Origin of the sequence: Microcoleus sp. Pol8_D6 (assembly GCF_036700965.1) — a bacterium.
GTDB lineage: Bacteria > Cyanobacteriota > Cyanobacteriia > Cyanobacteriales > Microcoleaceae > Microcoleus.
In genome coordinates this window covers 21876-44750 of record NZ_JAUBPW010000027.1, presented here as the reverse complement: position 1 = coordinate 44750, position 22875 = coordinate 21876, and the positions used below count along the sequence as shown (strand labels likewise).

The 22875-nt window shown below is 46.8% G+C and carries 17 protein-coding genes; 6 read left to right on the top strand and 11 right to left on the bottom strand.

Annotated elements, in window-relative coordinates:
• Positions 1-71 precede the first annotated feature (71 nt).
• Both QUA10_RS13180 and QUA10_RS13175 read left to right on the top strand, forming a co-directional pair.
• Positions 72-1721 (top strand): ABC transporter substrate-binding protein, encoded by a 1650-nt coding sequence (locus QUA10_RS13180; protein WP_333083057.1) that lies wholly within the window; start codon positions 72-74, stop codon positions 1719-1721.
• Positions 1722-1882: 161 nt separating this feature from the next.
• Positions 1883-2539 (top strand): pentapeptide repeat-containing protein, encoded by a 657-nt coding sequence (locus QUA10_RS13175; RefSeq protein WP_333083056.1) that lies wholly within the window; start codon positions 1883-1885, stop codon positions 2537-2539.
• A 196-nt stretch (positions 2540-2735) separates the two neighbouring features.
• Here the strand turns inward: QUA10_RS13175 and QUA10_RS13170 are convergent, their stop codons facing one another.
• The 5 genes from QUA10_RS13170 to acnB all read right to left on the bottom strand — a co-directional run bounded on the left by QUA10_RS13170 (position 2736) and on the right by acnB (position 6753).
• A complete protein-coding gene (locus QUA10_RS13170; protein ID WP_445242800.1) occupies positions 2736-3116 on the bottom strand; it encodes a cupin domain-containing protein in 381 nt (126 codons plus the stop codon).
• An 85-nt stretch (positions 3117-3201) separates the two neighbouring features.
• Positions 3202-3369 carry a hypothetical protein gene (locus QUA10_RS13165; RefSeq protein WP_333083055.1) on the bottom strand — a complete coding sequence of 56 codons (168 nt, stop codon included), beginning with the start codon at positions 3367-3369 and terminating at the stop codon, positions 3202-3204.
• 18 nt (positions 3370-3387) lie between these two features.
• Positions 3388-3657 (bottom strand): hypothetical protein, encoded by a 270-nt coding sequence (locus QUA10_RS13160; RefSeq protein ID WP_333083054.1) that lies wholly within the window; start codon positions 3655-3657, stop codon positions 3388-3390.
• Positions 3658-3854: 197 nt separating this feature from the next.
• Positions 3855-4067 (bottom strand): hypothetical protein, encoded by a 213-nt coding sequence (locus QUA10_RS13155; RefSeq protein WP_333083053.1) that lies wholly within the window; start codon positions 4065-4067, stop codon positions 3855-3857.
• A gap of 70 nt (positions 4068-4137) precedes the next feature.
• Positions 4138-6753 (bottom strand): bifunctional aconitate hydratase 2/2-methylisocitrate dehydratase, encoded by a 2616-nt coding sequence (gene acnB, locus QUA10_RS13150; protein WP_333083052.1) that lies wholly within the window; start codon positions 6751-6753, stop codon positions 4138-4140.
• A gap of 462 nt (positions 6754-7215) precedes the next feature.
• On the opposite strand from acnB, the gene QUA10_RS13145 reads away from it, so the two are divergent.
• Positions 7216-11346, top strand: coding sequence for an EAL domain-containing protein (locus tag QUA10_RS13145; RefSeq protein WP_333083051.1), 4131 nt, complete (start codon positions 7216-7218; stop codon positions 11344-11346).
• A gap of 411 nt (positions 11347-11757) precedes the next feature.
• Here QUA10_RS13145 and QUA10_RS13140 read toward each other — a convergent pair whose 3' ends face one another.
• Complete coding sequence (locus tag QUA10_RS13140) at positions 11758-16317, bottom strand: PAS domain S-box protein (protein WP_333083050.1); 4560 nt, start codon at positions 16315-16317, stop codon at positions 11758-11760.
• Positions 16318-16636: 319 nt separating this feature from the next.
• On the opposite strand from QUA10_RS13140, the gene QUA10_RS13135 reads away from it, so the two are divergent.
• On the top strand, positions 16637-16795 hold the full coding sequence (locus tag QUA10_RS13135) for a hypothetical protein (RefSeq protein ID WP_333086274.1): 159 nt from the start codon (positions 16637-16639) through the stop codon (positions 16793-16795).
• 551 nt (positions 16796-17346) lie between these two features.
• On the opposite strand, the gene QUA10_RS13130 is transcribed toward QUA10_RS13135, so the two are convergent.
• The 5 genes from QUA10_RS13130 to QUA10_RS13110 all read right to left on the bottom strand — a co-directional run bounded on the left by QUA10_RS13130 (position 17347) and on the right by QUA10_RS13110 (position 20324).
• Positions 17347-17517, bottom strand: a complete 171-nt coding sequence (locus QUA10_RS13130; protein WP_333083049.1) for a hypothetical protein — start codon at positions 17515-17517, stop codon at positions 17347-17349.
• Positions 17518-17541: 24 nt separating this feature from the next.
• Positions 17542-18495, bottom strand: coding sequence for a malate dehydrogenase (mdh, locus tag QUA10_RS13125; RefSeq protein ID WP_333083048.1), 954 nt, complete (start codon positions 18493-18495; stop codon positions 17542-17544).
• A 115-nt stretch (positions 18496-18610) separates the two neighbouring features.
• Complete coding sequence (locus tag QUA10_RS13120) at positions 18611-18826, bottom strand: NAD(P)H-quinone oxidoreductase subunit O (protein ID WP_333083047.1); 216 nt, start codon at positions 18824-18826, stop codon at positions 18611-18613.
• 188 nt (positions 18827-19014) lie between these two features.
• The gene (locus QUA10_RS13115; RefSeq protein WP_333083045.1) at positions 19015-19947 is read right to left on the bottom strand and encodes a DNA-formamidopyrimidine glycosylase; all 933 of its coding nucleotides are present in this window, start codon (positions 19945-19947) and stop codon (positions 19015-19017) included.
• A gap of 2 nt (positions 19948-19949) precedes the next feature.
• On the bottom strand, positions 19950-20324 hold the full coding sequence (locus tag QUA10_RS13110) for a photosystem I reaction center subunit IV (protein ID WP_333083044.1): 375 nt from the start codon (positions 20322-20324) through the stop codon (positions 19950-19952).
• A 287-nt stretch (positions 20325-20611) separates the two neighbouring features.
• Between QUA10_RS13110 and QUA10_RS13105 the strand changes: the two genes are divergently transcribed.
• Positions 20612-21343 (top strand): dihydrofolate reductase family protein, encoded by a 732-nt coding sequence (locus QUA10_RS13105; RefSeq protein ID WP_333083043.1) that lies wholly within the window; start codon positions 20612-20614, stop codon positions 21341-21343.
• A gap of 173 nt (positions 21344-21516) precedes the next feature.
• Positions 21517-22713, top strand: a complete 1197-nt coding sequence (locus QUA10_RS13100) for a GNAT family N-acetyltransferase (protein ID WP_333083042.1) — start codon at positions 21517-21519, stop codon at positions 22711-22713.
• Positions 22714-22875: the final 162 nt, after the last annotated feature.

Here is a 22875-nt window from a genome sequence, read left to right as displayed (position 1 = left end):
TCCGGTTTCTAGTCTAAGAGTGCGTAAGTCCTGATAATATAATCAGTAATTTGGAGTGTCAAAAAAAGACGATGAGAATCAACAAGCTGCAGCCTAAAATATTTATAAAACCTTCAGTGATTAAAGCTATAGCTCTGTTCTGTCTGTGCTGCTTGTTAACTGCAAGTTGCGGACAGGGATCACGTCGATCGGTGACTGCGAGCGGCGAAAATGCTAATAACCGCGTTACTATTGGCACAACCTTGAAATTGCGGACGATCGACCCTGCGGACGGTTACGAAACCTTATCAGGACAATTGCTGCGAAATTTGGGCGACACTCTCTACACTTACAAGTCGGGAACTACTGAGTTAATCCCCCACTTAGCGACAGCAATGCCAAAAGTTAGCCAAGACGGATTGACATATACAATCCCCTTGCGTCAAGGAGTTATTTTTCACGACGACACACCGTTTAACGCCGCAGCAATGGAATTTTCCTTGCAGCGGTTTATCAAAAATGGTGGCAGTCCGGCTATGTTGTTGAGTGATGCAGTAGAATCGGTAAAAGCCACGGGCGAATACGAATTAACTTTTCAACTCAAAAAGCCTTTTTCTGCTTTTCCTTCCCTGTTGACATTTTCCGGTATGTGTGCTGTTTCTCCGAAAGCATACGAGATTGGACAGGGTAAATTTAAACCCGATACGTTCGTGGGAACTGGACGTTACAAGCTGGCCAAGTACGGCAGCGATTCTCTCAAGTTTGACGTGTTTGAAAAGTATTGGGGGGAAAAGCCGGTTAATCAAGGAATTGACATTTTGCTGCTTTCTAGTTCGTCAAATTTGTTCAATACTTTTCAGACTGGTGCCGTTGATGTGGCTTATTTGTCTCTGGATGCAGACCAAGTTCAAAGCTTGGACGAGGGAGCAAAAAAAGGGAAATGGCAGGAAATCGCGGGGGAAAGCAGTACGGTTAATTACATAACGCTGAATACCAAGTCTAAACCGCTGGACAAGTTAGAAGTCAGACAGGCTATCGCAGCAGTGATGGATCGCCCGGTGATTAACGAGCGCGTACTGCGGGGACAAGCACAACCGCTTTACAGTCTGATTCCCACAAACTTCGACGTTCAAAAACCAGTTTTTAAAGAACTCTACGGTGATGCCAACACTACAAAGGCTAAGGAACTTTTAACGAAAGCGGGATACTCGGCTACCAATCCTTTCGTTCTGCCAATTTGGTATGCTTCGGCTTCCACAAAACGAGCTTTAGTGGTGAGCATGATGGAGGCGCAAGCTAAACTCAAAATGGACGGGATAATGAAAGTAGAAATTAACAGCGTGGAATCTCCGACTTTGTTTCAAAACATAGAGAAGGGAATTTATCCTGCGGTTTTAGTGGATTGGTCCGCCGACTTTTTTGACGCTGACAATTACATCCACCCGTTTTTAGATTGTGCGACAGGTTCCGAGGCGGGGGGCTGTTCCAAGGGTCAAAGTCAAAGTCAGGGTTCGTTTTATTATAGCGATCGGGTAAATCAACTGATCGACAAGGAGCGCAAAGAAACAAACCCTGAAACCCGCAAAGCCCTATTTGGCGAAATTCAAGACATACTGGGTCAAGATGTACCTTTCATCCCTCTTTGGCAAGATAAGGACTATACTTTTGCTCAGAACAGCATTACCGGCGTCCGTCTCGAACCGACGCAATCTTTTCCTTTTTGGTTCCTGAAAAAGCAATAATTCTTTACAAGAATTTCTAGGAGTTGAAACGTCAATAATTATTGCATAGTTTGTGCACAATAGGGTGATGATTGTCACAGTTTATCAAAGAGACTGATCACCCTAACCTCTTTAATGATGTGGGATATTATTAAAAGAGAGATATTGCTGAGGGTGGGTATATGAAACTTAGAATTTTAACAACAGGGCTGCTAATTGTGATGGGTTGTGCCTCTGGAGTAAAGGCCGAAAACGTATCACAAGTCAAACAATTATTAGAAACTAAAAAATGTAGCCAATGTGACTTGACAGGAGCGCAGCTTGCTGGTAGGGATCTGAGCGGAGCAGATTTGAGCGGTGCGAATCTCAGAGGTGCAAATTTGAACGGTGCAAATTTGGACGAAGCCAAGCTGAACGAAGCAAATCTGACACAAGCGAAATTGCAAGGTGCGAGTTTAATTGGGGCTAAAATGCACGGGGCTAATTTGGAGGGTGCTGATTTGAGCCGCGCTAATCTGAGTCTGGCGGGTTTAGTGATTGCCACTTTGAAAAATACCAACCTCACCAGCGCTAATTTAATCGGCGCTAATTTAGAAAGCGCCAATTTGGCGGGTGCCAACCTGAAAAATGCTCGCCAGTCTGTAGCGAATTTAGCTAATGTCAGCCTCAGAGGTGGCAGTTTGGCGGGAATAGACGTACAGGGAGTCAACTTGCGGGATGCAAATTTGACCAATGCAAATTTGAACGGTGCAAATTTGAACGGTTCGGACTTGACAGGTGCTAATTTAAAGAATGCCAATATGGCAAATGTAGATTTGAAAAACGCTTCTTTGCCGTAGGACGATCGCCAATTGCTATATCAAATTCTGGTGCTTAACAAAGTTAATATAATAAGGTAGGGGCAATTATGAAATTGCCCCTAAATTTTCAATTGTAGGATTTATCTTTTTTCTGGTAGCTGCGTAGCGTAGGTCATTGTTCGGTGTGCGAAGCTTTTCCCAGGCGTCAGCGATTGCTTCAAATTTGGATCTAGGATCAATCTGCCTCGTGAGCATCTTGGGCGAAGCGGATAATGTCATCATCGCCGAGGTATTCACCATTTTGGATTTCAATCATCACCAGGGGAATAACGCCTGGATTTTCTACGCGGTGAGCAGTATTCATGGGAACGTAGGTTGACTGTTTCTGCATGAGAATCGTCTCTTTGTCGTCGCAGATAACTTTAGCGGTACCGGAGACGACAACCCAGTGCTCGCTGCGGTGATAGTGCATTTGGGTGCTGATGTGATGCCCCGGCTTGACTTCAATGCGATTGATCTTATAACGATCGCCCGCGTCTATGACTGTAACTTGACCCCAGTAGCGGGTTTGTGTGCGATCGTCAATTTTTTCGCTTGTCTCCACTGTTTCCACCATCCTGTTTATCTCGCCAACGGTGTCTGTAAAAATATCTGTAGTTCAAAGTATAGCAGGGATTGGCTCAGTGCGATCGATTTAAACATTACTCAATTAGCCGCCACTCGCGAGCATCAACAAATTGCGACAAATGCCCCACATTTGTTGTAGCAATTACCACCTGATTTCCTTCACTTGCCTCCGATATTGCTTGCGCCGCCAAAATCACATCACCGTCAAATGCATTGGCTTCTGCGGTTGGTCTTCCTCTCATTCTCGCTTGCGCCCATAACTAAGCGGCTAAAAGCATTACTTCTGTAGTCAAAAGACGGTATGTAAGTTGTAATTTCAATTCATCAAGCTGTTGAATACCTGCTAATTTACCTGCGCGGATAAACTCCCGTCGCACTTCGTAGTCAGCAATTCCAGGCAGAATTATTATTTCGCCCCTCCGCATTAAAGAGTTTAGCCAAACTTTGCACTCTTGAATTTCAGTAGAGGATGCTTTAGGGTTTGTTACCATTCCTAATGGGCCAGAGTCGAGAATTATTACTCTACTCATGGGAATAATGGCTGATTAGAAAGGCGGTCTTCATCTAAAGCTTTACGGAGATATTCAGCGGTTTCTGTTTGTTCTTGTTCATCTCCCTCCTCAATCCATGAATTGATTAATTCAATTGCACCTTTATTTCTTTGTATCCGTTCCTCCAGCGACAGTTTAGTAATGTCTATTTTCTCAGATGTCTGGGGAGGCTCGGACTATACGGGCTTTACTGTCACCGTTTCCAGAAATAAGCGCATCATCTGAAGTAAGTTTGGCCAATATTCTCTGGGAGTTTGCTGAATTACGCGGAGAAATTCCGCTATCGGCTGGCTTAAGGAGCGATCGCTTTCTTTGTCTTCAACCATAGGAGTTTTGGGCGCGGACTTTACTGTCCCTTGGCTTTCGCTGCTTAAAACTTGTTCTGACATAATTACTTTTTTCCTTTCTCTCGTTTACTCCTATTATAAACAAAGGGCGGGCAATTGCCCGCCACACTTTTTACTTGCTCAATACACCATCGGGAATCCCCAAAAGATCCTCAATTCGAGGCATATCTTCCAAAGCAATGACTCTGCCTTCATCCTCAAAACCAGCAATTTGATCGAAATTCAAATAGCGATACAAATCACCCGCAAAAGGATCGATTCTCTTCGACACAATGTCATTGTATTCTTGGACTGTAGGAATGCGACCTAACAGCGAACAAACGGCCGCCAATTCTGCTGAACCGAGATAAACTTGTGCATCTTTGCCCATGCGGTTGTTAAAGTTACGAGTAGAAGTTGAAAAAACCGTTGTCGCATCTTTAACCCGCGCTTGATTGCCCATACAAAGACTGCAACCGGGCATTTCTGTGCGCGCTCCAGCGGCCCCAAAAATGCTGTAATAACCTTCTTCTTTGAGTTGCTGTTCGTCCATGCGAGTTGGGGGACAAATCCACAGGCGAGTTTTCACTTCTCCTGCACCTTCCAACACCTTCGCTGTGGCGCGGTAGTGACCGATATTTGTCATGCAAGAACCGACAAATACTTCGTCAACGCGATCGCCCGCAACCTCACTCAACAACTTAACATTATCCGGGTCATTGGGAGCAGCCACAATGGGTTCTGTAATGTCGTTTAAATCTATTTCGATGATTTCAACGTATTCCGCATCAGCATCCGCCTCCATCAGCACCGGATTTGCCAGCCATTCCTCCATTTTAGCCACCCGGCGCATCATCGTCCGCGCATCTTGATAGCCCCGCGCCACCATGTTTTTGAGCAGCGCGACATTGGAGCGAATGTACTCGGAAACAGTCTCTACGCTCAATTTAATCGTGCATCCAGCGCAAGAACGCTCTGCCGACGCATCGGTCAATTCAAAAGCCTGCTCGACCTTCAAATCGGGCAAACCTTCAATCTCCATAATCCGCCCAGAAAAGACGTTCTTTTTATTCTGTTTCGCGACGGTTAGCAAACCTTTTTGAATTGCTACATAGGGAATTGCATTCACAACATCCCGCAGCGTTACTCCGGGCTGCAATTCGCCTTTAAACCGCACTAAAACTGATTCCGGCATATCCAAAGGCATCACGCCCAAAGCAGCAGCAAATGCCACCAATCCCGAACCCGCAGGAAAGGAAATTCCCAAGGGAAAACGAGTGTGAGAATCGCCGCCAGTTCCCACTGTATCTGGCAATAACATTCGGTTCAGCCAAGAGTGAATAATGCCGTCTCCCGGCCGCAAAGCTATGCCGGCGCGCTCTGCCATGAAATCGGGCAATTCATGGTGAGTTTTGACATCAACTGGTTTTGGATAAGCGGCGGTGTGGCAGAAACTTTGAATTACCAAATCGGCGCTAAATCCCAAACAAGCAAGTTCTTTCAATTCGTCCCGAGTCATCGGCCCGGTCGTATCTTGCGAGCCAACTGTTGTCATGACTGGTTCGCAAGATGTACCGGGACGAACGCCGGATAAACCGCAAGCTTTGCCTACCATTTTTTGGGCTAAAGTGAAGCCTTTGCCCGTATCTACTGGGATTGTGGGACGGGTAAAAATAGTGCTAGGTTCTAGTCCTAAAGCTGCGCGAGTTTTGTCGGTTAAAGTTCGTCCAATTAATAGCGGAATGCGGCCACCTGCGCGAACTTCGTCTAGAATTGTGTCGGGTTTGAGGGTGAATGTGGAGATAATTTCTCCGGCTTCGTTGGTGATTTCGCCTTTGTAGGGATGGATGGTAATTACCATTCCTGTTTCCATTTGGGAGACATCACATTCGATCGGCAATGCACCGGAATCTTCAGCGGTATTGAAGAAGATCGGGGCGATCGCACCTCCTAAAATATAACCGCCACTGCGTTTGTTCGGCACAAACGGAATATCATTGCCAATATGCCAGAGCACGGAATTAATAGCTGATTTCCGTGAAGAACCGGTACCGACAACATCACCAACATAGGCTACGGGATGACCTTTTTGCTTCAAGTCAGCAATGGTTTGCAAAGCTCCTGGCATCTTACTTTCGAGCATCGCCAAAGCGTGTAGGGGAATGTCCGGTCGCGTGGTAGCATGAGGTGCAGGCGACAAGTCGTCAGTATTGGTTTCTCCAGGAACTTTGAAGACTGTAACGGTAATCGCTTCTGGCAATACAGGACGGCCTGTAAACCACTCGGCATCCGCCCAAGAATCGACTACCTGCTTGGCGTAGGGATTGGTATCAGACAAAGCTATAACGTCGTGGAAAGCGTCGAATACTAACAACGTTTTGCTCAGTGCCCGGGCGGCGGTGGCGGGAATGGCGATTTCGGCAGTGGGGTTGAGCAAATCGATTAAAGATTGGACGTTGTAACCGCCCATCATTGTCCCCAGCAGGTAAACTGCCCATTTGGGAGCAATTAGGGGGCTGTGGATTTCGCCTTTAGCAATGCCAGTTAAAAACCCAGCTTTGACGTAGGCGGCGCTGTCTACTCCGGGCGGGACGCGATCGCGCAATAATTCTATTAAGGTCTCTTCTTCTCCAGCCGGCGGATTTTTCAGCAGTTCACACAGTTCCGACGTTTGCTGGGCGTCTAGCGGCAGCGGTGGAATTCCCTCATGGGCCCGTTCGGCAGCGGTACGGCGGTAAGATTCAAGCATTTCTCCTCTCTCCTCGGATAGTATTCGGTGGTTGTTTGTAGGTGACTTTACTTTTTAGATTAGGAGCTTCCGCTGCACATTGGGTAAAGTACCTCGCTCTTATAAAAACTTAACGCAACTTTAAAAACAGTAGATTTTCATACCAAAGACAGATGTGGTCTTTAACGGGAGAGCAGCGTATCAAACTTCAGCCGAGCAGTTTAGGGGCCTTCAGTTGCATAGTTCTGGTTAAGATTAATGTGTTGTGGGCTACTGTAGATCCTCCTCTGCATCTGAAATCGTCATTTACCAATAATCTGGACTGTTTTTAATTCGTAGTCTGAAACCCTTGATTTTCCGTTGGTAGCTCCATTGGCGAATCGACTTGAAACTTTTATTCTACGAATGCTAATTAAAAACCGTCCGCAGTATTGATTGACCACAAGTTTAAAAAAGTTGTCCTGCTAATGGATCGATTAAAAAATGGAAAGTTTTATCCCTGAAAACTCTGAAAACTGTCACGGCTGGGCCTCCAAGCCAGACTTGTACAAAGAGCTGCAAGGAACCAAAGAATTACTGCTGACGATCGCCAACTCGATGCCCATACCCCTGATCGTCAGCAGTCTGGCGGATGGCACAATTCTTTATAGTAACGATTTATGTCGTCAGGCTTTCGGGTTCACAGGATTTAAGTCGATCGACCGCCACAAAGCTGAAATGCTCTACCACAAACCTGCAGACCGCCAGGAATTGCTGTTGCGGCTCGCCCGCAACGGACACGTCCGCGAGACAGAAGTCCGGCTTAAAAAAGCTGACGGCACCCTGTTTTGGGCGAGTGTATCGATGCGGTATCTGACATTGGTGTCGGGAAAAGCTGTTCTGTCGGTGTTCACCGACATTACGGATCGGAAGCGAGTGGCCGCCAAGGAGCAAGAATTGCTCACGTCAATCCACTCGCGAGCCCGCCAGCAAGCGGCCGTCGCTTACTTGGGACAGCAGGCCCTGGCCGAAACAGATTTGTCCGCACTGATGGACAAAGCTGCGGTTTTAATTGCTCAAACCCTGGACGTTGATTATTGCCAGGTGTTAGAACTGTTGCCCTCTGGTCATGCTTTTATGCTGCGAGCGGGGGTTGGCTGGCAGCCGGGCCTCGTCGGCAGCGCTACTGTTGCCGCTTCTGCCCGATCGCAAGCAGGTTACACATTGCTAGTGGGCGAACCGACGATCGTCGAAGATTTGCGGGTGGAAACGCGCTTTAGCGAGTTGCCGCTACTGCATAACCATCGGGCAGTCAGCGGCGTCACTGTAATTATTCCCGGCAATCGGGGACTGGGGAGGAACTGGGGACAAGCAGAACCAGCGAATAGTTCATCCTCACCTGCCTGGGGTATTTTGGGAGTTCATACCAGCCAAGGGCGGGTTTTCAGTCAAGATGACGTTTATTTTGTAGAAGCGATCGCCAACGTGTTAGCTGCCGCGATCGAGCGAATTATATCGCAAGAGCGCTTACAAATGATGGAACGGGCGATCGAAAGTTGCAGCAACGGCATTGCAATCACCGACGCAACCGTTGCAGATAATCCGATTATTTATGTCAATCCCAGTTTTGAGCGGATTACGGGTTATCGCAGAGACGAGTTAATGGGCAAAAATTGCCGCTTTTTGCAGGGTACAGACACTGACACCCCCGCTGCCAAAGAATTGCGAATTGCGATTGAAGAAGGCAGAGAATCTCAAGTTATATTACGCAACTTTCGGAAAGACGGCACTCCTTTTTGGCACGAACTGTCGATCGCTCCGGTTTACAACTCGCGGCGACACTTAACCCACTTTATTGGAGTGCAAACAGACATTACCGACCGCCAGCGATCGGAAGAAGAATTATTTTTAAATTCTCAAGCTTTAGCAGCTTTTAGCGCTAATCTCAAACACTTGCACCGGATTACAACTTATCATTATCAAAACTTTGAAGAACTGGTTGACGATTATCTAACAGCAGGCTGTTTGATGTTTGGACTTTCTATGGGAATCATGGCTGAAGTTGACAGAGAAACTTTTATTGTCCGAGCAGCGAAAAGCGATTTAGAATACTTCGTGCGAGGCTTAGAATTGAACCTCAGCGATACTTACTGCGCGGCAGTCATTAAACTTAACAAAACAGTTGCGTATTCTCATATCGGAGCAGATATGGAGATGCGCGAACATCCTGCTTATCAGAACTGCCAGTCGGAATCTTACATCGGAACGCCGATATTTGTCAACAATAAAACTTACGGCACGTTGAGTTTTAGTTCGCCAGAAATAAAGAAAAGAAAGTTCAAGTACGAGGAAATAGAAATTATAGAATTGATGGCTCAAAGTATTGGGAAAATTCTGGCGGTTCACCAAATGGAAATCGAACGCCAGCAAGCTGAAAAAGAGCGATGCGAGTTGATAGTATCTCTCAAAGAAAGTGAAGAACGCTATCGCCGTTTAGTAGAACTATCTCCCGAAGCGATCGCCGTTCACAGTCAAGGGAAAATCGCCTACATCAATGCTGCCGGCGCAAAACTCCTCGGTGCGAGTTCTCCCGAAGCACTGATTGGCTTTCCCATATTGCATTTCGTCCATCCAAACTATGTGCAAATAGCCACAGAGCGCATTCGGCTAGTCGAGATAGAAAATCAGCCACTCGACCTTGCCGAACAAAAACTGATGCGGCTCGACGGACAAATAATAGACGTTGAAATGGCCGGCATCCCGGCTATTTATCAAGGCTCGACGGCCGGCCAGATTATTATCCGAGATGTCACCGAGCGCAAGCGAGTAGAACAGCAACTGCTGCACGGCGCTTTTCACGATGCGCTGACGGGTTTGCCCAACCGGGTTTTGTTCATCGATAGGCTAGGACAAGCCATCCGCCGCTCCAATCAGTCCCCCGATTACAAATTTGGTTTACTTTTCCTAGATTTAGACCGCTTCAAAGTAGTTAATGATTCTTTAGGACACGTTTTAGGAGACAAACTGCTAATCGCCCTCGCCCAGCGACTGCAAACCTGCGTCCGGGTTTCTGATACCGTCGCCCGACTGGGGGGAGACGAATTCACCATCCTGCTAGATCACATTCAGAGCCTCAGCGACGCCACCCTCGCAGCTAAAAAGATACAAAAAGAACTGACGAAGCCGTTTCATCTCGAAGGGCACGAAGTATTTACCACCGCTAGTATTGGCATTGTTTTCAGTCGAGGCGAAGCTACCGCCAGTGGCGAATCGAATCAGTACACTCACCCGGAAGAATTCCTACGCGATGCTGACATCGCTATGTACCGCGCTAAAGCTTTGGGTAAGGCCCGTCACGAAGTGTTTAATTTGGCAATGCACGACCAAACTATGTCGCTGTTGCAGTTAGAAACTGACCTGCGGTTGGCTATTTTGGGCAAGGAGGAATTAGGAGAGAGCAAGGATCAACGTTCGCACTTTATTGTGCACTACCAGCCGATTGTTTCGATCGCCAGCGGTGCGCTCGAAGGTTTTGAGGCCTTGGTGCGCTGGCACCACCCTGTTCGGGGTCTAGTTCCGCCGTCTACTTTTATCCCTGTAGCTGAAGAAACAGGTTTGATCGTGCCTCTGGGAGCGTGGGTGTTGCGGGAAGCTTGTCAGCAATTGCGGATTTGGCAAGAAATGTTAACCGAGCAACAGGGAAGAAGTCCAATGGAAGTTGGAACAATGCCCTTCGACTCGCTTCGGCTGCACTCAGGGCAAGTCGCTGAGGGTAACAAGAAGGAAGAAGGCGCTTCGATTTCGCTCAGGGTAACAACAGGGAAGATGGCAACGGGCAATGTAGGGGAGTTAAGTGATGTAACAGATACAGGGCATGAGGAACACGCAACTTTTACTGAGCGTACCCCCAGTATTGGTCACAGGGAAGAAAGAATCAGTAAAAAATTACCAATTCCCAGTTACCAATTCCCGATTAGCGATTTCCACTCATCTATTACCAATTCCCAATTCCCAATTACCAACTCTGCGGCTACGTTCAGTACAACTTCCCAGGTACCAATTCCAAATTTTAAGTTACCAATTATTGCTCCTTCGCAATTAACAATGAGCGTCAATCTCTCTCCTAAACAGTTAGGTATGCCGAATTTAATTGAGGAAATCGATGAGATTTTAGCAGAAACTGGCTGCGATCCGAGCTGTTTAAAATTGGAGATTACTGAAAGTGCGATCGTGGAAAATGTCAAGAAAGCCAATATTGTGCTATCCCAACTAAAAATTAGAAATATTCGATTGTCGATCGACGATTTCGGTACTGGCTATTCGTCTTTGAGTTACTTGCACCGTTTTCCGCTGGATACACTGAAGATCGATCGATCTTTTGTGAGCCGCTTGGGGGCTGTCGAAAACGGTGACCACGGGGGTCAGCCTTTGCAGATTGTGCGGGCGATCGTAACTTTGGCTCACAATTTGGGATTAAATGCGATCGCCGAAGGTGTAGAGACAGCCGAACAGTTAGCACAGCTTCGAGAACTAGACTGCGAATTAGCTCAGGGATATTGGTTTTCTAAACCTTTGGAAAGTTCTGCCGTGACAGAAATCTTGATAAATCTGGGTAATATAGCAATTATGGACTGATTGAGGTACAGATTGGTAAAGGGTGCCTCACCCCGTGAAGACATTTTTGCTACAAACTCCTAATCTCAAAACTGATGCACCAGGGAATAAATGGTGCATCCAAATTAGATTTTAGGTGATGATATCACATCTGTTAGGATCGGAATTCTTCATTTGCGTGAATCCGCGTTAATCCCTTGTCATCGGCGGTTAATACATTCTCTTTATTAAACCGCAGATGAGGGCAGATTAACACAGATTAACGCAGATGAGTGAGTTCAATTCCGCTTGTAGCGTTCGTGATTGTTGAGTATTGAGTGGATTTTACGCCCGACTATGGTACCGGATTTTATCTGGTTTAAAATTACACAACTGACGCACAGTAACGCTTTCGCAATTGCCACTTGCCAATTACAACTTACCAATTCCCCATTAACAATTAGCTTTGAGGGGAATCTCGATCGCCAATTCTGTACCCTGTCCCGGCGAAGAAGTGCATTTCAGCGACCCGTTGTGTCTGTCTGTAACAATTTGATAGCTAATTGACAAGCCCATCCCAGTGCCTTTACCGACAGGTTTAGTGGTAAAAAACGGGTCAAAAAGCCGAGTGCCGACAGTCTCCGGTATTCCTGGCCCGTTGTCAGCAATCCGAATGATTACTTTGCCCGCTGGCGATATTTCAGTGCGGATGCGGATGTTGCTGGGCTTTTGCCGCATTTCCTCAGCAGAACGGCGCTGATCCCGTTCTTCCAAAGCATCCAAAGCATTGCTCAAGATGTTCATAAATACTTGATTTAACTGTCCGGCATAACATTCTACTAAGGGAAGTTGAGCGTATTCTTTAATCACCTGAATTTCTGGATGATTGTGTTTAGCTTTGAGCCGGTGCTGCAAAATCATCAGGGTGCTATCTATGCCGTCGTGGATGTTGACTGCTTTCTTTTCGGCTTCGTCCATGCGGGAAAATGTGCGGAGAGAAGCAACAATTTGCTGAATTCTGTCTGCACCGACTTTCATTGAAGAAAGCAACTTTGGCAAGTCTTCCATCAAAAAGTCGAGTTCAATCTTGTCTACTTCCTGTTGAATTTCCGGGACGGGATCGGGATAGTGGTTTTGGTAAAGTTCGATTAGGTGCAGCAAGTCTTGGGTATAGTCGTTGGCGTGGCTGAGATTGCCGTAAATAAAGTTAACTGGGTTGTTGATTTCGTGGGCGACTCCTGCCACAAGTTGACCGAGACTTGACATTTTTTCATTTTGAATTAACTGCGATTGAGTGCTGGTTAATTTCTGCAATGTTTGCTCTAATTCGCGAGCTTTATTGCGAGTTTGGGCGTAAAGATCGGCTTGGTTGAGAGCGATCGCCAATTGAACTGTAACCGCTTGCAACAATTCTATTTCGCCCTCACTCCAGGGTCGCACAGCAGCGGAGTGGGCGCAGGTAACAACGCTCACTACTCCCGAAAGTGCCTGCATCGGAATTGCCAACACAGATCGGTACCCCAGAGAGTTAAGAGACTTCCTCCAAACAGGGTCTGTGAGCGCTCCGACATCATCGATTTGCAGCGTTTCTAGACGCAACATCTGTTCTCCGATAGTGCCGAAATCAGAAGCTTTATAGCAACCTATTAAATCGGGAAGTTCTATTCTGCGAGATTCTTGAATAATTTCCCAAAAAGCCTCTTCTTGTTCGCTGCGATACCAGGAAAAATAGCACCGATCGATCTGCATGAAAGCCCGAATTTCTTGGACAGCGACAGCAATAATGCTGTCGAAATCGAGAGAATTGCGGATTTGAGTAGTGAGGTTGTTGAGCAATTTTTCTCGCTCTGCCTGCTGCTTGAGTTGGGCTGACGATCGCCTCAAGGCAATTTCTCCCCGCTTGCGCTCGGTAATGTCTTCGGTGACAGCTAATAGATATTGCGGTTTGCCATCAGCATCGAGTATTGTGGTTTTCTTGGTATGAAATATGCGAGTATCGCCTTCTCTGGTTTGAATCAGTTCTTCGGGAATGTCTACAATTTGCCGGCTGGCGAGCGCTTCCCGGTCTTTGGCGGTGAAAAATTCGGCTTGTTCTCTGGGGAAAAAGTCGTAATCATTTTTGCCCCTAACTTCTGCTTCACTGAAACCGAGCAACTCTTGGGCCGCCGGGTTCCACAGTACAAATCGCAAGTCTTCTGCTTCTTTGGCAAATACTCCTACGGGTATGGTGTTGAGCACTGATTCCATAAACTGTTGAGCCTGTTGCAGTTCTGCTTCTGCCTGTTTGCGATCACTAATATCTCGGACGTTGGCAATGATGCTGAGATTGCCGTTGAGATGAATTCTGGACAGGGCAATTTCTGCATCAAAAGTTGAACCGTCCTTGGGACGCCTCGCTTTCCATTCCACGCGACCTGTTTCGCCTGCTAATACTCTTTGCCAAAGTTCTTCCATTTTTTCAATGGGATTGTCGTCTGTTGAATAGTCGTTTTTAATTGATAATTTGGTTGCTTGTTCCGGGTTCACTCCGTACATTTCTAACATTCGATTATTGACATCGAGAATGTTTCCTTCTAAATCGTGAATGAAGATAGCATCGTAGACATTGTTAAATATGGTTCTCAGGTTTTGCTCGGAAACTTGCAGCGCTGCTTCTGCCTGTTTGCGATCGCTAATTTCTTGTTCTAATTGGGTGACTGCTTGGGAAAGTTCGGCCGTGCGCTCGCTCACTCTGTCTTCTAACTCGACTGCTGCTTGCCGCAGTGCTGCTTCGGCGGCTTTGCGATCGGTAATGTCGATCACCGTACCGAACAGTTTTAGTACCTTGCCGTTCACATCGGTTTCGGCTCTGCCCACGGCGTTTACGTGTCGCAAGATGCCGTCGGGACGGTAAAGGCGAAAGTCAAAATCAAAAGGGATGCCTGTTGCGAGTCCCTGCTGCACTTGAGTTTGCCACAATTCCAAATCTTCAGGATGAATCAGAGCTACCTGTTCGGCTATGTTGGGCGCGATGGGGGCCGGTTCGAGCCCGAAGATGCGGAAAAGTTCTTCCGACCAAGTGAGGGTTTCGGTGGCTGCGTCGAGTTCCCAATTGCCGACGTGGGCGAGTCTCTGGGCTTCTTTGAGCTGCCGCTGGCTGTTGCGGATGGCGGTTTCGGCAACTTTGCGATCAGTAATGTCGAACAATACGCCGCAAAATACGATTTCGCCGTTCTCGCTGCGGGTGGGCATGGAGTCGCCCTGCCACCAGCGAATCTCACCGTCGGGCTTGACTAACCGCCCTTCGTAGTGCCAGGGAGAGAGGTTTTCTACGGCTTCGTTGACGGAGGCGATGTAGCTTTCCAAGTCTTCAGGGTGGACGCGGGAAATGAATGTATTGATGTCTCGCATCATTTCTGCTCCTGTGACGCCGCTGATATATTCGATGCGATCGCTCATGTAGTCAATGCGCCAAACTCCGTCACGGTTGCAAAATTGGAACAGAGCTCCGGGCATGGTGGCCGCGATCGTCCGAAACTTGGTTTCGCTGGCCGTGAGGGCGACAAAAGTCTGGCGCAGTTCGGCCGTGCGTGCTTCTACTCTGCGCTCTAGTTCTGCGTTGGCGTGTTGTAAGGCTGCTTCTGCGCCCTTGCGATCGGTAATGTCGGTGGCTGTACCGGTGGTGCCTAGGAAGTTTCCGGTTTCGTCGTAGAGGGCAAGGGCGTTAAACATTAAATGTTTCATGCTGCCGTCTTTGGCGATTTGGGTGGTTTCGTACTGGAAAAGTGATTCTCCGGCAAACAACCGGGCGAAAACTTCTAAATCTTTCTGGCTTTGTTCTGGTGTCACAAAGTCGGAGAACGGCCGACCGATCATTTCTTCTGGTTCGTAACCGTAGATGTACTTAACTGCTGGGTTGACGAAGGTGTAGCGCCCGATGGCATCGACCGACCAAATCATGTCTTGGGAGGTTTCTACTAGGCTGCGGTATTTGCTTTCGCTGGCTTGGACGGCTTCTTCTGCTTTTTTGCGTTCCGTCATATCGCGGGAGACGCCGACAGTCATGACGATTTGGCCGTCTGCGTTGCGGATCGGTGTTTTGACAGTGCTGAACAGCCGCACTTCTCCGTCGTAGCGCGTCACCGGTTCTTCGGAAATTTGCAGAGTCTGTCCGGTTTCAAAGACGAAGGCGTCATCTTTGATGTACTGGAGAGTATTGTCGGTATCGGCGAAAGGTGCGTCTACGATGTCTTGAAGCTCCTCTTGAGTCATGCCGTAATAGTCGCGGAATGCTTGATTTGCCCAAACAATTTTGGATTTGGGGCCTTTGACTAATACCATATCGGCGATCGAATCGAGAATTTGGTGATATTTTTCCTCGCTGTCGCGGAGTTTCTGCTGTGCCGCTTCGATTTGTGCTATTTGCCTCTGGGTTTGCAAGTGCAGTTCGGCTTGGTGGATGGCAACTGCTAAATGGTCGCCTACTTGTCTGGCAAATTCGATTTCGTCTTCTTGCCACTGGCGGGGTTGACCGCAGGAGTGAATGCACAGCAATCCCCACAGGTGTTGCCCTTGCAGTAGGGGTACTACTAAGTTGGCTCGGATTTGAAATCGCTTGAGGATTTTGAGGTGACAAGGGCTCAACCGGGCTTTGTAGATGTCCGTGACTGCTTGAACGTATCCTTTGGCATAGTTGCCGGCAAATTGTTCGCCGAAACAGTAGTCGCGGACTCGGGTTCCTAAAGATGGGCTGTATTGGGGCAGTACGTCTTCGGACACTACTTCGCCTTCATTCCATTCGGATTCGGGAAAGAAGCGGTAGACGGCGACTCGATCGGCATTTAGGAGTTGCCGAACTTCGGTGGCTGTGATTTTGAATATTGTTTCTAAGTCTAGGGATTCACGAATTTTGCTAATAACTCCCATCAGCGCTTGCAGCTTTTTGAACCAGGTTTGAGACTGCGTTTCTCTTTCTAGGTGAGCTAGTTTCTCGCGCAGGTTGCAGACTTCGTGATACAGGTATTCATGAAACATAATGCTTTTTATTTAGTTATTTTGCGTTTTGGTATCGAGGTTGATGGCATCTCAATAGCGCTCTGCAAGTTGAGCCTGGTAACTCAAAAAGGCAAAGAACCTATTCTCCTCCTTCTGCTAGCACTTAGCAGCTACTCACACTGCATTTCCGTATTTTTTCGAGATTTGGAGGTCAATCGACCATCTTAGCTCCCGTATATTTACTGAAAAAGTGGCATAATTTGCTACTTGATTAATTGTCAATTATTGATAATAATGCTAACAAAACTTACACATAAACCCGGTTTATTAACGTAATTAACTCAGGGAAACTCCGAAAGTGGAAACAAGAAACCCGGTTCCATTGCGCGATCGGGAGGAGCGTATCGGGAGCATCTCAATGAAAGCAGGCAAGGTAGAAATTGGAGTTTTGAGGCTCTCTTGCTGCGGGGAAAGAGGAAGAAGGAAGAAGCCAGAAGAAGTGTTTTTACAAATATGAGATGCTCCCAGTGTCTATGACTAATTTTGACATTTTTTTGGCTCGCCTTCGGTTGCGATTGTCACCTTTTTATTATTACCGCCAAAAGAATAAATTTCGTATAAACTCGCATTTCGCTTTCTACCTCTAAAGTGCAACCGTGTGGTTCTGGCATATAGCAGTTCTCAATCTTGGTGAGGTATACCCTATGCCCACGGATGCCTATGCCGACGGAGGTCTATGCCCTATGCCCGCTTATCAAGCGTGCACCTCATGTTACTGAGAAAGGCTATACTATCGCGACTGAGAGATAACCCTAAACCAACTGCTGGTTGGTTTAGTAAAGAAAAGATGGAAGATTATTGGTTAAATTTTTAGAGAAATTTTGATGCCATTGTCGCGAAAAAAAATTAATTGCTTTTGCAATTTTTTGCTCTATTACCACATTTTTGAGAGTACAATGTTGTGTTTATCTATCGGTTTTTGGCTACCCATTTTCTGCTTATGAAATACAGCATAACAAGCATGATTAAAATATTTATCAAAGCGAGGTTTAAATCCTCGAAGCCAACTTACGAAAGAGCGATCGCACTGTCATACTCAGTATAAATTATTATATTGAAGCGACGAGAGATCGGCTGCTGCGATCGACGAATTGCTACAAGCTTAAGCTGTTGTGCATTTAAATAGGGTGTGAGAATTTGGTGAAAGGGAACAGGAAACGGGAAACGGGGAACAGACAATATGTAATTTAAATACTTGACAGCTTAAGAAGCAGTTTTCAGTATTGCCTTCGCTTCCTCAATATTTTGGGCTACTAATTTGCCCGACTCGATAAAGGCTGTTCTTTCAGTATCGCTGAGTTCGAGTTCCACTATTTGTTCGACTCCCTGATATCCCAGGCGGCAGGGCACTCCTAAAAAGATATCTTGCACGCCGTATTCGCCGTGCAAATAAACGCAGCAAGGCAAGAGTCGCGACTGATTAAATAAAATAGATTCTACCATCAAACAGACAGCAGATGCGGGTGCAAAATAAGCACTACCAGTCTTCATCAATTCTACAATTTCTGCGCCACCGTGGCGAGTCCGCTGTACGATTCGATCGATCGCCCCAGTATCCATAAGTTGATTGATGGGAATACCGTTGACAGTAGAATAGCGGGGCAAAGGAACCATCAAATCGCCATGAGAACCGATGACAGTTGCATTAACTTCAGTATTTGAAACGCCCAATTCCATAGCAATAAAAGTTTGAAAGCGGGCGGAGTCTAGAACTCCTCCCATCCCCATGACTCGGTGTTTTGGCAAATCCGCAGCTTCCCAAGCTAAATAAGTCATGATATCTAGGGGATTTGTGACTGTGATTAAGATTGCTTCGGGAGAATGCTCGATCGCCTGTTTTGTGGCTTCGGTGACAATTCGAGCATTGATTTTAATTAAATCTTCCCGATTGATACCGGGTTTGCGCGGCACTCCGGCGGCAATTACTATGATATTTGAGTTTGCCGTATCTGTATAATCATTTGTACCGACAATTTGGCGATCGTGGCGTTCCACTCCCCTGGCTTCCATCAAATCCAAAGCAATACCTTGTGGCCAACCCTCCACAATATCTAGCAATACTACATCTGCCAGATTTTTCTCAGCAATTCGCTGGGCTAATGTACTGCCGACTCTGCCTGCACCAATAATTGATACGCGGTTGGATGGAGAATTCATTGGGTTTTAGATTTTAGATTTTAGATTTTAGATTTTAGCAATCAACTTAATTGGGAAAGGTGCGCGGTGTGCACCCTTCGCTACATTAAGAACAGTGATGTTTAGTTTTGGTGAGTTACTGAAAATCTTCGAGTTGGTCTACCCGCAGCCAAATATTCGGGGTGGGAACTTTGCCAAATTTGACGAAGGCATAGTCGCCGCGAACATCCATCACTTCGCCCTTTGTTTCAAATATATAGGAGGAAAAGCGCTGGTCGCTGGCTTGGGCTTCTAGACTGTTTTCCAATTTTTCGCGTACAGCGCGAACTATACTGCCTTTCTTGATTGCCATAACTTGCTTTGTTTAGTTTAAAAAACTATACAAATTTTAATCTAGATTTGGTTGGAAAGTCACTCGGCGATTGAAATCGCTACTAAACAAACGAAGTCCACTCCAAGCTGACTAAGGAATAAAGGAGTACGATTCGTGGAGTACATCTAAAATCTACAATCTAAAGCCTAAAATCCATTGACTGCTTCCTATGTCTGACAAATGGGGCAAAAATGAGTCGAGCGCCCTGCTAATTTTATACGTTCGATAGTTGTGGAGCAAGTGCGACAGGGTTGACCTGCGCGATTGTACACCCAAGCGACGCCGCCGTAGTTGCCGTTGACACCTTGGACGTTGAGAAAATTGCTAAAAGTGGTGCCACCAGATGCGATCGCCTTCTGTAAAACTTGAATAATAGCTGTATGGATGCGCCCAATTTGCTCTGCGGTCAAATCCGCGCACAGAGTTGTGGGCATCACTCCCGACAAAAACAAAGTTTCGTCTGCGTAAATATTGCCCAAACCAGCTATCAGTGCCTGGTCTAGCAAAGCTGTTTTAATAGGTCGCGCCCGCCGATGTAGCTTGCGGATCAAATATTCTGTTGTAAACTCGTCTGAAAATGGTTCGGGGCCTAAGAGTTTCAGACCGATGACAGTGCTCGAAACCTCGGTTTCTGCGGGCACGTACCACATTTGCCCGAAGGTGCGCTGGTCTACAAACCGCAATTCTTGGTTTCCTTCAAAAAATAGCCGTACTCGCGTGTGTTTTTGCAGGGGTTCGGATCTGTTCACCCACAGCAGTTGTCCCGTCATCCGCAGGTGAACGCCCAACCAGCCAGCTTTTGAAGGAACGAGGAAGGAAGAAGGAAGAGTGGAAGAACTTGGAGTTTGAGCCCTAAATTCTCCCCCTTTCCCTTTTTCCCTTTCTCCTTCTGGGAATTGAGATAGTTCTGCCAGGAGGTATTTGCCGCGTCTGTACCAGCGGGCGATCGACTTTCCTTTGAATTTTGTCAAAAAATCGGTCGCAGAGATTGAGCGGGCGATTGTGCTGTTTAACAACACGTCCCCGTCCAAAATTTCTCGATCGAGGGTTGCTTGATTCAAACCTCGGCAAATAGTTTCAACTTCTGGCAGTTCAGGCACAATTAGCGTTGTTCTGTTCCTTGATTTGGCGAACCTTCGACGCTGCCCGGAACTTCGGCACCGGGTTTGCTGTCGGTTGAAGTTTTCGGCTGCTGGGGGGCTCCTCCGCTGCCGGTTTTCCGGGTTTTTTCCTCGATCGTGGTTTGCTTGCCGCCTGGAGCTGCGGTTGATTTTGCTTTCGCTTTGGGGGCTGCTACTTCCACTAATTCGCTTTGGGCGAAGTTGTTGGTGTTGACGCCGGCATAATTTACTTTGTCAAAGCGAACGATAACTGGGTATTTAATGCCACTTTGGTCTACCGTAGCAACGGTGCCCACTTCTTGATACCAGTAGGATTCTTTGCGGAGAATCCGAACTGTAGAACCGCGTTGAACCATGAGCTTTGTTTCCTTTGCGATGAATAAACGGATAAAGCCATTTTTTTTACTCTAGTCGATCGCGCGACGCATTTGAAGTCTGCAACGAAATTTTTACCTGTCGCGCCGTTTTTTGATCTGCTGTTTGTAAAGAAAAGTAAATACTTTGCTAGGGCGATCGCTGGGGTTGCAAAATAAATAAACAGACATTATCCGTTAAATAAAACCCGTAAGAGCGAGTTGAAAACAAACTTTACAAATAGTTGTGAATTGCTACAGTTAAATGTTCTGGGAAATTCTGATAAGTCATGACTGAACCTCACGCCACAGTAATACTCGCGATCAGTGCGGACGGTAAAATTGCAGATGCAGTACGATCGCCCGCGAGATTCGGTTCTGCCAACGACAAAGCCCACCTCGAACAGCAAGTAGCAGCAAGCGACGCGGTTTTGTTCGGCAACGGCACTTTACAGGCTTATGGGACGACGATGAGAGTGATTTCGCCGGAATTGGTCAAACAGAGGGAACTCCAAGGGAAGCCCCCACAACCGGTGCAAATTGTATGTTCGCGATCGTCTCAATTTGACCCAAACTTGCGATTTTTCCAGCAACCGGTACCTCGCTGGCTGCTGACACGGCAAGAGAGTACGGAAACGGCATTGCCGTCTCCTCTTCCTTCTTCCCTCTTCCCTCTTCCTTCTTCCTTCTTCCTTCTTCCTTCGATGTTCGATCGAATCATCTATGCAAAAACCGTAGGTGGAGAGATTGATTGGATTGATGCGTTTCAAAAGCTAGAAACTATCGGTATCAAACGTTTGGCGATTCTGGGCGGGGGGAAACTGGTAGCCTCTGTGCTAGCTGCAGGCTTGGTAGACGAACTTTGGCTGACGGTGTGCCCGTTAATTTTGGGCGGGGCGGATGCACCGACACCTGTGGAGGGAGAGGGTTTTTTGGCGGATTTAGCTCCGAAATTGGAGCTTTTGGCGGTTAAACAGGTGGGACAAGAGGTGTTTTTGCATTATAGATTCGGGGCGGGCTAGAAGCCCACCCCACAACACTTGTGTGGCACAGGCATCTTGCCTGTGGCGGGCTAGAAACCCACCACACAACACTTGTGTGGCACAGGCATCTTGCCTGTGGCGAGTAATTACACAAGCAGGGGAGATTGTATTAACTTAAATGAAGTTCGATCGCTCTACGCACAAATCTCCCTATGCTGAAACAGCCAAAACCTGAATATTCTGTAGCCTGGATTAGCAAAATAGGTGAAATCCCGCAAGCGTCGTGGGATACCTTGGCGATGCCACTAAAAACTCCATTTCTGGAATGGGATTGGCTTAACAATCTCGAAGTATCGGGCAGTGCGACAGGTAAAACCGGTTGGCTACCGCATCACTTAACAGTCTGGCGAGACAAACAGTTGATTGCTTGCGCGCCACTTTATGTCAAAAGTCACAGTTACGGCGAATTTGTATTCGATAATCAGTGGGCTGATTTAGCTCAACGTTTGGGTGTTCAATATTATCCCAAATTGATGGGAATGACGCCGTTTACTCCGGCTGAGGGCTATCGGTTTTTGATTGCCGAGGGAGAAGATGAAGACGAGTTAACAGGAGTAATGGTAAGCGCGATCGACCATTTTTGCGATCGGCACAATATCTCTGGTTGCAATTTCCTTTATGTCGATCCAGAATGGCGAGAAAGAATGGAACGCCACGGTTTCAGCAGTTGGCTGCACCACAGCTATATTTGGCAAAATCAAGGCTATCAAAATTTTGACAATTATTTAGGCGCATTTAATGCCAACCAGCGCCGCAATATCAAACGCGAACGCAAAGCAGTCGATCAAGCTGGTTTGTTGATAAAAACCCTGACAGGTGATGAAATTCCCCAAGCCATGTTTGCTCAAATGTATGCTTTTTATGAGAATACTTGCGACAAATTTGGTTGGTGGGGCAGCAAGTATCTGACTAAGCGATTTTTTGAACAGTTGCACCACAATTATCGCGATCGAGTTTTATTTGTAGCCGCCTACGACAAGGAAGATGAGAGACAGCCGGTGGGTATGTCTTTTTGTTTGTATAAGGGCGATCGACTGTACGGGCGTTATTGGGGCAGTTTGCAGGAAATAGACTGCTTGCACTTCGATGCTTGTTACTATACGCCGATCGAATGGGCGATCGATCGGGGCATCCAAAGCTTCGATCCCGGTGCGGGCGGGCGGCACAAAAAACGGCGCGGCTTTCCAGCTACGCCCAATTATAGTTTGCACCGATTTTATAACAACCGTCTGGCGCAAATTCTCAAGTCTTATATCGGTCAAATCAACGAAAGAGAACAAGAAGAAATTGATGCCGTCAACGAGGATTTACCTTTTACTAAGTTACCTCCTTTGTTACTCGGCGATTGACGGTTGACTGGGAATTTGGAATTGGAAATTGGGAATTAGTAACAGACCATAGGTGTCAACATAATACTAAAACCCTGTGTATAATATCTCGTTTGTATCGAAGTTTCGACGCTCCTAAATCCTCCTTAAGAAAGGGGATTTGAATGCTCTTCCCGCTTTATT

Bases quoted from the DNA above. Each gene is read 5' to 3' on its own strand.
- QUA10_RS13140 (WP_333083050.1), bottom strand. From the start codon at position 16,317: ATGTTTCATGAATACCTGTATCACGAAGTCTGCAACCTGCGCGAGAAA.
- QUA10_RS13175 (WP_333083056.1), top strand. From the start codon at position 1,883: ATGAAACTTAGAATTTTAACAACAGGGCTGCTAATTGTGATGGGTTGT.
- QUA10_RS13145 (WP_333083051.1), top strand. From the start codon at position 7,216: ATGGAAAGTTTTATCCCTGAAAACTCTGAAAACTGTCACGGCTGGGCC.
- QUA10_RS13105 (WP_333083043.1), top strand. From the start codon at position 20,612: ATGACTGAACCTCACGCCACAGTAATACTCGCGATCAGTGCGGACGGT.
- QUA10_RS13165 (WP_333083055.1), bottom strand. From the start codon at position 3,369: ATGAGAGGAAGACCAACCGCAGAAGCCAATGCATTTGACGGTGATGTG.
- QUA10_RS13155 (WP_333083053.1), bottom strand. From the start codon at position 4,067: ATGTCAGAACAAGTTTTAAGCAGCGAAAGCCAAGGGACAGTAAAGTCC.
- mdh (WP_333083048.1), bottom strand. From the start codon at position 18,495: ATGAATTCTCCATCCAACCGCGTATCAATTATTGGTGCAGGCAGAGTC.
- QUA10_RS13170 (WP_445242800.1), bottom strand. From the start codon at position 3,116: ATGGTGGAAACAGTGGAGACAAGCGAAAAAATTGACGATCGCACACAA.
- QUA10_RS13160 (WP_333083054.1), bottom strand. From the start codon at position 3,657: ATGAGTAGAGTAATAATTCTCGACTCTGGCCCATTAGGAATGGTAACA.
- QUA10_RS13180 (WP_333083057.1), top strand. From the start codon at position 72: ATGAGAATCAACAAGCTGCAGCCTAAAATATTTATAAAACCTTCAGTG.
- QUA10_RS13110 (WP_333083044.1), bottom strand. From the start codon at position 20,324: ATGGTTCAACGCGGTTCTACAGTTCGGATTCTCCGCAAAGAATCCTAC.
- QUA10_RS13100 (WP_333083042.1), top strand. From the start codon at position 21,517: ATGCTGAAACAGCCAAAACCTGAATATTCTGTAGCCTGGATTAGCAAA.
- acnB (WP_333083052.1), bottom strand. From the start codon at position 6,753: ATGCTTGAATCTTACCGCCGTACCGCTGCCGAACGGGCCCATGAGGGA.
- QUA10_RS13120 (WP_333083047.1), bottom strand. From the start codon at position 18,826: ATGGCAATCAAGAAAGGCAGTATAGTTCGCGCTGTACGCGAAAAATTG.